This is a genomic window from Bdellovibrionales bacterium (genome assembly GCA_019750295.1).
Lineage (GTDB): Bacteria > Bdellovibrionota > Bdellovibrionia > Bdellovibrionales > JAGQZY01 > JAIEOS01.
In genome coordinates this window covers 19,460-30,204 of record JAIEOS010000014.1, presented here as the reverse complement: position 1 = coordinate 30,204, position 10,745 = coordinate 19,460, and the positions used below count along the sequence as shown (strand labels likewise).

Below are 10,745 nucleotides of genomic sequence, written 5' to 3'. Positions count from 1 at the left end.
AAATTAATTCCAACCAAACCCGAACTCCCTCGAGCTCCCAGCAACCCAGAACTTTCACAGATCCCACGAAACGGAATTATGAATTTGTTTTGTAAGTTCTTTTTGAAAGAAGCTCGGAGGGACCTCCCGTTAGCGTGAAGCGATTTCCGACTTCCTGTCGGAAAAACGGGCGAGGGCAAGGAGCCCGCGTCCCGAAGAGCTGCTTTCAAAAAGAACTTACAAAACAAATTCATAATTCCATTCCCGGGCACTAAAAAAATTCGTACCCGTCTTTGCTCCCCATCCACTCATTCATGGCCCGCTCCGGATGAGGCATCATTCCCACCACATTACGGCTCGCATTCATCACACCGGCAATACTCTGTGCAGATCCATTGGGGTTACTGCTATAGACACAAAACACTTGTTCATTATCAACGATGCGCTTGAGCTCATCCTCCGACGCATAAAACCGACCATCGGCATGGGCAATCGGCATTTTTAAAACTTGATCACGCTTAAGACTTTTACCAAACAGCGAGTGCGGAGTGACCATTCGTAACTCCACCTGCTGATCGATAAAGCGTCGCCCTTCGTTTCTCAAAAGAGCTCCGGGCAAAAGTCCCGCCTCGCACAAAATCTGAAATCCATTACAGATTCCAAAAATAGGTGCGCCTCTTTGGGCAGCTTCTTTTAAGGAAGACATCGCTGGGGCATGAGCCGCAAGCGCTCCGGAGCGCAAATAATCTCCATAACTAAAACCACCGGGAAGAATAAAAGCATCGAAGTCTTTCGCTTCGAAGCGATCCGCGTGCCAGAGCCAGCTGGGCATATGTCCTTTTTGCTCCACCGCATTCCAGATGTCCCAATCGCAGTTGGTCCCCGGAAAGCGAAGAACTCCAACTCTTAAACTCATGGACGCCCCTCAACCGAATCAATCTTGTAAGTTTCAATGAGCATATTGCATAAAACATCTTCGGAAATCTTTTTAGCTTGAGATTCTGCCTCGGCCGGAGTTTTCGCCTCCAGCTCTAACATCACGTAGCGACCGACGCGGCACTCGCTCACGCTGTAGCCGATGTTCGAGACGGTCATTTGCACGGCGCGCCCCTGAGTGTCTAAGACCTCGGTGCGGGGCATGATTCGGATTCCCATTTTATATTTAGACATACTCGCTCCAATTCTTTTGAATTCTAGACCAAACTTCTTGATATTTTTCTTTCACAAGCCCGAGATCGCGCCGGAAGCGATCTTTATCCAACTTCTCTTGAGTCTCGCTGTCCCAAAGACGGCAGCTGTCGGGAGAGATTTCATCCCCAAGAATAATTTTTCCGTCGGCGTCTTTACCAAATTCGAGTTTGAAGTCGATGAGACGAATTCCGCATTTGGCAAAGAACTCACTTAAGTTTTTATTCACCGTCAGTGCCAAAGTCTTTAAGGTGTCGAGATCTTTTTGCGAAGACACCGCTTTTAAAAACAACGCCTGATCATCACTGACAAAAGGATCATTGAGCTCGTCCTTTTTAAAATAAAATTCGACTAAGGGCGCTTCGAGAGAAACTCCCTCTTCGATCCCGAACTTTTTAGCTGTGGATCCCGCCATCACATTCCGCACGACCACTTCCAAAGGAATCATGGTCAGCTTCTTTGTCACTAAGGAAGTTGATGAAGGAGAGCCCACGTAGTGAGTGATCACTCCGCGCTTTTCTAAAAACTTATAGATGGCCGTGGTCATCAGGCAATTGAGCTCGCCCTTGCCTTCGAGATCGGCTTTTTTGAGGGCATTAAATGCCGTCAGTTGATTTTTAAACTCGTGGAATAAAAGTTTCGGCTCCCCAAGGACCGCAAAAATTGTTTTCGCTTTGCCTTCGTAGAGCTGTTCGGCTTTTTGCCAGTTCATATCGTCTCCCCAATTTTTTGAATAATCGCTTTGGTATTTTTTAAATGTCTTTCGCCAGAGAAGATCGACGCCACATCGCTTGTCGTAAAGTGCTTTTTGGCTTCGCCATCTTCGAGGATCGCGTTTTTAAGGTGCTGTCCTGGCATTAAGCCATGACTCAATCGTTGAACAATCACGTAGGCGTCTTCGCGAGACAGCCCTTGATCCACCAAGTGGAGTAAAACATGGGAGCTAAATAACTGCCCTTGCGAAATATCCATGTTCTTTAAAAGTTGCTCTTGGTTGATCTCTAGCTGATCAATGATGTTCGCCATTCGATCACAGGCATAGTCCGCGAGAATAAAAGCATCGGGAAACGCCACGCGCTCCACCGACGAGTGCGAAATGTCTCGCTCGTGCCAAAGGGCGATGTTTTCTAAAGCGGCCATCGCATAAGAGCGTAGCAATCTCGCAGCACCTGTTAAATTCTCGGCCCCGATCGGATTCTTTTTGTGAGGCATAGCACTCGACCCTTTTTGTCCGGCAGCAAATCCCTCGTAAGCTTCGCCCATCTCTGTGCGCTGCATGTGACGGATCTCAATGGCTAAACGTTCGATGCCTCCGCCCAACAAAGCCAAGGCGGTCATCACTTCGGCGTGACGATCTCGAGGAATCACCTGGGTGGCGAGAGTTTCTGGGATCAAATTTAGCGCTCGGCACGCGGCGCTTTCAAATTCTCGAGAAAGAAATGAGTAAGTGCCTACGGCTCCACTCATTTTTCCAACACCGATTTGCTTTCGGGCCTGTTGTAATCGATCGCGGTGCCGAACAAACTCGGCGGCAAAGCCCGCGAGCTTATAACCCATCGTGGTCGGCTCCGCGTGCATCCCGTGAGTGCGACCGGCACACATGTAATCTTGCGTGGCCATCATTTTCTTTTTAAGAGACTGGAGTAAACGCCCCAAGGATTTTTCGAGAACTTCAAAAGCTTTAACGATCTGTAAAGAAAGGGCGGTGTCGAGCACATCCGAACTGGTCAAACCGAAATGAACATAACGTCCTTCAGGTCCGATGGTCTCTGCGACGTTGGATACAAAAGCGATGACATCGTGACGAGTGGTTTGTTCGATTTCTAAAATACGATCGACATTAAAACTTCCGCGCTCCACGATGGCCTTGGCCGCCTCTTTGGGGATCAGGCCCATTTCACCTTGGACTTGCGCCACCATTTTTTCGACCTGAAGCATGTTTTCAAAACGAGCTTCTGCCGTCCAAAGATCACCCATTTCTTTTCGCGTATATCTCTTAATCACGTGTGCGCTCCCAATTCCGGCAGCAAGCCAAATCGCTGCCGCCGTTTCTGCCTATAAGCGATGGGCGAGTTCGCCACCGTTGCTTTCGCCCAGTTCCCCTTTCACGAGATCCAGAACATTTTTCTCATGTTCGAAACGATCGTGAAGGGAGTACGACCGCCACTTCTCAGGCCCACCAAAAATCACTCCGGTCTCCACGAACTTCTTTTGAAGTTCCCACTCGTCGCGGTCGAAAATCGGGTACATCGGGGGCTTGTGCGCCGTCGTATCATTAAACAGTGGCTCTGTCATGGTAACCTTGGAGTGTGGAAAATATTCTTCGAGGGCGGCGCACACGGAGTTTCCTAACCACTGCAGATCTCTAAGATCACGGGAGACGCTATACCAGGTCTTCACCCAAACGGAGAAGACACCCTCTCCCCCATGGCGCTTAAGAACCCAAGCATTGTCCTCGATCCATGGATGACTCGTATTGCGAATAAACAAGGTCTGGAGGGGGATTTCGCTCAAATTCAACAGAGAGTCGACTTTGACGGTCGATCGCAGCCAGGCCGCTTTCGCTTCGAGCGGCTCGGCAAAGAGGAGATCACTACTCGTAAAAGGGAACAAATGAGTGATCTCGGCGGAGGTCAAAAAATTCGCAAGAACCCCGGCCTCCTCAATCCGATCGCTAAAAGTAAACGTTTTAATATGGCCGTTAACAGAAAACTCGATCACTTCGTCGACGTCGATGAGGATCGTTTTTTCTGAAGGATCTTCATCAATCGTCGGAACGTAATAAGCAGATTGTAAACGGGTTTCGGTGATCAGCGGCGGTAAGCACGGATCGTCGATCACACTCATGAGTGACGTCAACATCTCTTGAAGCACCGGCATCGACATCTGATCCCATTGATGCTTGGCCAACATTCCGTGCGATTCAAATAGACCCTGATCCGTCCAAATGGCAAAGCCCTGCTCTTGCTTTTCGCTCCGACTGTGAAGCCACTTTTCATCGCTCATGTCGAACATGGGATCTTTAAAATATCCGAAGGGACCTAATCGGTCCTCGACGGTTCGATCACCGAGCTTCGCGCTCACATCAATCACCTGAAAGTTATATTCTGTTTTCTCTAGTTGAGCGCACAGCCATTGTCCTCGCCCGTGGGCGGTCAAAACGATCAAATCCCGCTTCATCCTAACTTCTCCATCGTCATTTGCACCAATTCGTGCTCCCGTAGGTGCGTTCGAAACTGAACTTCGTCTAAAGTTAATTGCATTTGCTCGGCCATCGTCATCACCGGAGACTGAAGAATAATCTCGCCCCCATCCACCTCGGAGGTCACATGATGAGTTGTCACACCCACGGGCTTTTGATCCATGTAAGCTCGGGATATACTCTGCATCCCGGGATATTCAGGGAGAAGACTCGGATGAATGTTAACGATCAGGCCTTTCCACTTTTCTAAAAACTCCACAGGAATCACCTTCATAAAGCCGGCAAGGAAAATATGGGTGATTCTTTTTTGCTCGAGAATTTGAAGAAGCTCTGACCAATTCACCCTGGCTCCGATGATCACAGTTTCGATTCCGGCGCGGCGAGCGCGAAGAAGAGCGGGAGCGAGAGCTTTCGATGAAACCATCAATGCGATTTCGTGTTCGTCGCGCGCATCGATGAGTTCGGCGGCATTAGAACCTTGTCCCGAAACAAAGATCGCCCAACGGGCAGGATTTGGGGTCGATGCCCGTGTTGTCAAATCACTCTCCTGGATAAATTAAAGGTTCCTCACCTTTTTCTAAAAAACCGAGATCATAAGTTTTAAAATTCATCGCTTGAATTTGGGCTTCCACATCTTTGCGTTTCTCTGCGGGGAGAATGGCCACCATCCCGATCCCACAGTTCAACGTTTGCAGCATGCCCTTTTTACTTAACTTCGTCCGGCGCTGCACTTCCATAAAGGGTTCAGGCCACGTCCAATCTTTAAGCTTTAATGAAAGTCCCTTGGGAAAAGCTCGAGGAATGTTTTCCATTCCACTGCCAGTGATGTTGGCCAAGGCATGAATTCCAAGAGGGATCAATTTGGCGACGAGCGGAGTATAAAGAGCGGTCGGTATAAGTAACTCCTTCTTCCAGCGCTCCATGTCCTCAGCAAAAACTTTTCGCAAAAGAGAAAACCCGTTACTGTGAAATCCCGAACTTGAGATTCCGATGACCACATCGCCTTCTTGAACTTTGTGCGATCCCAAAATGTCTTTTCGGTCGACCACACCCACCGAAAACCCGGCGCAATCGAAATCGCGATTTTGGTAAACGCCAGGCATCTCCGCCGTTTCACCGCCAACAAGTTGAGCTCCGACGATGTCACAAGCTTTGCGAACACCCGTCAAAAAAGGTTTGGCTTGAGAGAGTTCTAATTTTCCCGTGGCATAGTAATCCAGAAAAAACAGCGGCTTTGCTCCACAACAGGCCAGATCATTTACGCACATGGCGACGAGATCTTGCCCGATGCCTTCGTAACTTTCGAAGTGGACGGCTACTTTTAACTTAGTGCCCACGCCATCAGTGGAGCTGACTAAACAGGGTTCTTTCATTTCGGGAAAATCAAATTTCATGATCGAGGCAAAGCCACCGACCCCGGAGATCATCTTGTCCTCGTGAGGACCCTTGCCTGAAGATTCCTGGATCCAATCCACAAGCTCATCACCTTTATCGATGTCGACACCGGCCGATTTGTAGTCCACGAAAACCTCCAAATTTAAGACACATTTTCAACAAATTTTGAGAGGCCTCCAACCTTAATTCAAAACCCGAATAATGGCCATAAAAACCCAAGAAAAAATCACCTCACCCCCACCCCCAACGCACCGAACAATCCCCCTCGCCCCCGCCCAAAAAACACCCACCCTCTCAATAAATTGAGGCTACGAAAAACCGTATGGATTCCTCCTAAATATTTGGCTTTTGAGCGGCGGACGCTTTTACCCGAGTTCCGCTTCCTGCGGCCTGTTTGAGCGGTAAAAGCGTCCGCCGCTCAAAAGCCAAATACTTAGGAGCCGGAGCCATTAAGTTCCCAGAACGAGTCGCCGATAGGACTAAGGTCGGGTTTTGGAGATATGACCAACTCCGGCTAGAAGACTTAAGAAGGATGTTGTTAAGATGAGGATGATGATTTCTATCAAAAAATTCGTAGCTTTGGCTCTGATGGTGTCCCTCGGTATCGCTGCACCGATGAAGGGCTGGACCCAAGACGACGCGAGCGTCAGCGCCGAAGAGGACTCATTTGATCCCTTTGCGGATTTTAGCGAATTCGAAGCCTCCGCCGACGAAGAGGCCGATATCTTCTTCTTTAAAAACGGTCGTTTTTTTAATCTTGCCCTTCTTTTGGGCGGAAGAATGTGGACGCAAGAGTTAGGGAAACTCTACACGCCTTCGGTGGCCTTCGGACTTTACGCCGCCTACTTTTTTGATATTCGTTCAGCGATCCAAGTGAGTTACATCAGTAGTAGTCACAAATTTACTCTCGACCCGAAGGAAGATCCCGGCGGTTACGATGGGTACAATGGAAACGTTAACTTATCCTCTGTAGCTGTTCACTATAAGTATTATTTTAACACTGCTAATATCACACGGGGATTTGCGGATTTGAATCCTTATCTCATCGGTGGTTTTAGCGTGAATTACCGCACCATCACGGTCACCGGCGAGGATATCTTAGTGAAATCCAATCCCACCGGGGTGGAAATGGGATTTGGCTTGGAGATTCCATTTTCTAGAAACAAAATGTATTTAGGAATTCAAGCGATGTATCATTACATTAATTTCCCTGATGAGAACGAGTCTCTCAAAACGGGAACCAATGGGTCCATCGACACAGGTATTCTTCCACAGGGGGACTTTGTGTCGGCACTACTCTCTCTCGGCGTGAACTTCTAATAGAATTCGGCCAATAATCGAAGGATGAAAGATAAAATCACCAGCACCGGTGCCACCCATAGAATAATGGTGCGCCAAATGGGAAACAGGTTCTCACTGGTGTGATCAATATCGCGAGAGACAAACTCGCGTTGAACCAGTTTGCTCGGAACTAAAAAGATAGCAACTAAAGATAAACCGAGAGCTAAAATGGGAAGAAGGTAGTTCACCAAGATTCCATCCATGGTTTGCAAAAGACTCACTCCACCCATCCAGCGGTAATGCCGCCACCACGTCGTGCTGGCGATCGGAAACACACAAAGTCCAAGGACGATCGCGCACGACATCACCAGAGAACTACTGCGCTTCCAGTGCCAACGGTCCGAAATGTTGGCGACAAGCGACTCTAAAACGCTTGTGCTCGCTACTAATGACGAAATATAAAGCGTCCCGTAAAATGTGAGAAGAAAGAATTTTCCCTCAGGAAACGACAAAATAAACTGGGGTAAAGTTTGGAACAAGAGCCTCGGACCAAAAACCGCAAACGTTGCACCGAGCACCATCGGGCAAATGATCAAAACCGATATGAGCGACGCCACCATCGAGAACATCACCACTTTTGGACCCGACGACGTAATATCCCTCTGCGGCTGAAAGTAACTTCCAAAGGTGGTCATCGTCCCTAAGCCTAACCCAAGACTCAATACCATGTGACCGATCGCCTGATTCAGAGAGGATAAATTGATCTTTGTAAAATCCGGATAGAGTAAAAAGCGCAGGGCTTTTTCCGACTGCGGAAGATCTAAAGCTTGCACACAAAGCACGATCAGTAAGGTCGTAAAAATAGGAGTGACAATGTAAGCCATGCGTTCGATGCCGCGGCGTAATCCTCGTTTCACGTAACTATAGCAAATCACCAGGTGAAGTGCGGCGAAGCCCAATTGAAGCCACAAATTATTTTCGAGATCAAAGGTATCGTTTTTTGTTGCGGTAATTCCATATTGGACGACAAAACTCAAAACCCAACCACTAATCACCGAGTAATAAGCCATCACCAAAAAAGTGGCGATCATCGCTCCATCACCGGCGTGGCGAAGAGTCTTGAAAAATGCTCTTTGGAGGAGATTCATATGAGGCGAAAGCGTCGCCTTTTCACGATACCACTTCTCGACGGACACCCAGACTCCCCTTTGAGCGATTTTCCCAATGAGGAGTTCGGACATGACAAACGCACTACCGATGAGCGCCGCTAAAAAGAAATACAAATAAACAAAGGCCCCACCCCCGTTTTCGATGGTCACGTAGGGGAAACGCCAGATATTCATTAAACCAAACGACGAGCAGAGAACCGCAAGGTAAAAGCCAAGGGACGTTCTCCATCCGCGGCTTCTTTGGCCGAATTTATCTGACGACTTATCTTCCACTAAGATCTCCGGCTCTTCATCACGAAAATACGAATTGGAATCCCTTCTAAGCCCCAGCGCGCCTTCATATGTTTGATCAAAAAGCGTCGGTAGGAGTTATCCACTCCGTCGGGAAAATTCGCAAATGCAATAAAGCTGGGTGGAAATTGCCGTGTTTGAGTCAGGTAATAGAACTTAACGTTCTTGACTCCAAAGACCGGCGCGGGAGCCAGTCGAATGGTTTCCATAAAGAAATCATTGAGCTCACCTGTCGGTATCTTCATGTACAACTTCTCGCGAATTTTTTCGACCAACTGGAATAGATCTTTAATACCTCGACCCGTCTTAGCGCTAATAAAGGTCACTGGGACATCGTTATAAAAGTGAAACACATTGGCCACTTGGGCCCGCACCGTTTTGCGGTACTCGTCCATCTCGTCACCCAAGTCAGACTTGTTCACAACAACGATGACCCCTTTATGAGCGTCGACAATCGCCTCTAAGATCTTTGCATCTTGATCTGTGGGCCCAATGGTCCCATCAATCACCAGGAGAACTAACTCAGCCTTCTTGATCGCCTTTTGGGTTTTAAACGCGGCGATAATCTCGATATCGTCCTCGCGGCGAGAGGATCGACGCAGACCTGCCGTATCGATAATGGTGTACTGGCGATCGTCATACTTAAAGCGCACGTCCACCGAATCCACGGTGGTGCCAGCGATGTCGGAAACCAACATGCGATCTTTGCCTAAAAGTTGATTAAACAGAGAGCTCTTTCCCACATTGGGCTTACCGACGATGGAAAGCGTAAAGTCCTCGTAAGTTTCGCCCGTGAGAGAGGTCACGCTATCATGAAGCCATTGCAAGAGAGGGTCGAGACCAATTCGTCGCTCGAGCGAACACGTAAATACTTCGGCGCCAAACTCGTAAAATTCAGAGCCCGCGATGTCGAGCTCTGAGACTTTATCGACCTTATTGACCAGAATCACAAACGGCTTTCCGGCCTCTTTGGCAATTCGGATGATATCGCGATCTTCGGGACAAAGACCAGCGCGACCGTCCATCACGCAAATGAGCATGTCGACCGATTTTAAAAACCCAACAACCTGTTCGAGAATCAGTTGGGAGATGATGTCGTCGGACTCCGTCAAGCCTCCGGTGTCGATCACTTCGAAACTTTTGCCCCAAAGCTCGGCCTCTTCCGAAATCAAATCGCGAGTCACACCCGGTTGATCTTTGACCACCGATTTTCGAGAATCCGTCAGGATGTTAAACAGCGTCGACTTTCCGACGTTGGGGCGACCGATAATGGCCACCGAAGTTAAATTCTGTCCCGCCGTCGTGGATCCAATACCATCAAGATTTTCTATCATAACCTAGTTCTTTCACCATGCGCTCTTTTGTGGTCCACTGTTCCTTCGGCGTCACATGCAGAGATAAAAATATTTTTTGGCCGTAGATTTTTTCGATTCTTTTACGAGCTTCGCTGCCGATCTCTTTAAGCATCGCTCCGCCTTTCCCGATCACAATCGCCTTGTGATTGCTCTTCTCAACAATAATGCTGGCTTCGATGCGTGGAACTTTTAAATCTTCTTTAAAAGAGTCAATGCGAACACCGATTCCATAGGGAATCTCTTTTTCTAATCGAAGAAAGCATTGCTCGCGGATCATTTCGGCGGCGATATCTCTGAGCGTATCCGTAGTGTACTGCTCCTCGTCGTAGAGAGGCCCTGGGGACTCAGGGAGCGCCTCGTGAATAAAACTCATCATGCGATTCCAGTCGGGCCCTTTGACTCCCTTCACCGACACAAAAAACGATGGAATATTTTCGGCTTTCAATTCTTCGATAAACTCTAAAACTTTTTGCTCGGCCTTAAGATCGGACTTGGTGATCACAACACCTAATGGGCGCTTTTTCTTTTTGAGAAATTCGAGAAAGGTCTTAACCTCATCCTTTGGAATCTCGTTGATTTCGATAAGGAGCAGAAACGCTTCGACATCGCTCGCCACCGCTAAGGCCTCGTCGGCAATAAAGCTCATTAACTTATTCTTTTTATCGACGCGCTTCTCGTTCAAAAAACCTGGAGCATCGACAATCAACGCCTGCCCTTTTCCTTGATCTGTATCGAGAGCGATGATTCCCGTACGTCGAGTCCTGGTGGTTTGTGGCTTTGCGCTCACAATCGACAAGTTTTCTCCGACGAGGTAATTAAAAAAACTGCTCTTACCGACATTGGGCATTCCGAACAAACCCACGTATCCCGCTTTAAACGCCATAA

General features: G+C 48.2%; 11 protein-coding genes. 1 reads left to right on the top strand and 10 read right to left on the bottom strand.

From position 1 onward, the window contains the following. Positions 1-250: 250 nt before the first annotated feature. Genes purQ through purM form a run of 7 tightly spaced genes read right to left on the bottom strand, consistent with a single transcriptional unit; the run spans position 251 to position 5,892 of the window. Entirely contained in the window at positions 251-895 is a 645-nt protein-coding gene (gene purQ, locus K2Q26_04120; GenBank protein MBY0314678.1) for a phosphoribosylformylglycinamidine synthase subunit PurQ, read from the bottom strand. Continuing rightward, positions 892-1,149 (bottom strand): phosphoribosylformylglycinamidine synthase subunit PurS, encoded by a 258-nt coding sequence (purS, locus tag K2Q26_04115; GenBank protein ID MBY0314677.1) that lies wholly within the window; start codon positions 1,147-1,149, stop codon positions 892-894. The genes purQ and purS overlap by 4 nt, the downstream gene beginning before the upstream one ends. Continuing rightward, positions 1,142-1,879, bottom strand: coding sequence for a phosphoribosylaminoimidazolesuccinocarboxamide synthase (locus K2Q26_04110; protein ID MBY0314676.1), 738 nt, complete (start codon positions 1,877-1,879; stop codon positions 1,142-1,144). The genes purS and K2Q26_04110 overlap by 8 nt, the downstream gene beginning before the upstream one ends. Then, complete coding sequence (purB, locus tag K2Q26_04105) at positions 1,876-3,171, bottom strand: adenylosuccinate lyase (GenBank protein ID MBY0314675.1); 1,296 nt, start codon at positions 3,169-3,171, stop codon at positions 1,876-1,878. Before purB ends, K2Q26_04110 begins: the two co-directional genes overlap by 4 nt. A gap of 51 nt (positions 3,172-3,222) precedes the next feature. Beyond that, positions 3,223-4,347 (bottom strand): hypothetical protein, encoded by a 1,125-nt coding sequence (locus K2Q26_04100; GenBank protein ID MBY0314674.1) that lies wholly within the window; start codon positions 4,345-4,347, stop codon positions 3,223-3,225. Next, entirely contained in the window at positions 4,344-4,907 is a 564-nt protein-coding gene (locus K2Q26_04095) for a hypothetical protein (GenBank protein MBY0314673.1), read from the bottom strand. Before K2Q26_04095 ends, K2Q26_04100 begins: the two co-directional genes overlap by 4 nt. Before the next feature lies 1 nt (position 4,908). Beyond that, a complete protein-coding gene (gene purM, locus K2Q26_04090) occupies positions 4,909-5,892 on the bottom strand; it encodes a phosphoribosylformylglycinamidine cyclo-ligase (protein ID MBY0314672.1) in 984 nt (327 codons plus the stop codon). 421 nt (positions 5,893-6,313) lie between these two features. On the opposite strand from purM, the gene K2Q26_04085 reads away from it, so the two are divergent. After that, positions 6,314-7,084: a hypothetical protein gene (locus K2Q26_04085; GenBank protein ID MBY0314671.1), complete on the top strand. Its 771-nt coding sequence runs from the start codon at positions 6,314-6,316 to the stop codon at positions 7,082-7,084. On the opposite strand, the gene K2Q26_04080 is transcribed toward K2Q26_04085, so the two are convergent. Genes K2Q26_04080 through era form a run of 3 tightly spaced genes read right to left on the bottom strand, consistent with a single transcriptional unit; the run spans position 7,081 to position 10,743 of the window. Further along, the gene (locus K2Q26_04080; protein ID MBY0314670.1) at positions 7,081-8,487 is read right to left on the bottom strand and encodes a sodium-dependent transporter; all 1,407 of its coding nucleotides are present in this window, start codon (positions 8,485-8,487) and stop codon (positions 7,081-7,083) included. The genes K2Q26_04085 and K2Q26_04080 overlap by 4 nt on opposite strands. Further along, the gene (gene der / locus K2Q26_04075; protein ID MBY0314669.1) at positions 8,487-9,839 is read right to left on the bottom strand and encodes a ribosome biogenesis GTPase Der; all 1,353 of its coding nucleotides are present in this window, start codon (positions 9,837-9,839) and stop codon (positions 8,487-8,489) included. Before der ends, K2Q26_04080 begins: the two co-directional genes overlap by 1 nt. Continuing rightward, a complete protein-coding gene (era, locus tag K2Q26_04070) occupies positions 9,823-10,743 on the bottom strand; it encodes a GTPase Era (GenBank protein ID MBY0314668.1) in 921 nt (306 codons plus the stop codon). Before era ends, der begins: the two co-directional genes overlap by 17 nt. Positions 10,744-10,745: the final 2 nt, after the last annotated feature.